This window comes from Bacillus sp. SIMBA_008 (assembly GCF_046535495.1).
Classification (GTDB): Bacteria; Bacillota; Bacilli; order Bacillales; family Bacillaceae; genus Bacillus; species Bacillus subtilis.
On sequence record NZ_JAWRWL010000768.1, the window covers coordinates 1 to 258 of the forward strand.

Genomic DNA, 258 nt, shown 5'->3' on the forward strand with positions numbered 1-258 from the left:
GTAATCCAGGCAGATAATAAATAAAGGGCGATAGCTGTTTCTAAGTATGTCGGTACAATAGGAGTCGGTTTATATGTATATACAAAAAGTAAGCTCACAAAGTACATCGCAATAGGAGGGACGTACTTATACGATTTTGTATAGTCGAGAAAATGGTAACGAATAAGCGCGAACATAATAAACCTTCTTTCGATTTAAAAGTTAGGTTGTAGCAGTGTGATAGATGCTTTTTTATGTAATAAAAACTGAAGCATTTCG

The 258-nt window shown here is 34.5% G+C and carries 1 pseudogene; it reads right to left on the reverse strand.

From position 1 onward, the window contains the following. Nucleotides 1-176, reverse strand: a pseudogene (locus SB658_RS25355) (ABC transporter permease); the annotation flags it as partial. Between the last annotated feature and the right edge of the window lie 82 nt (nucleotides 177-258).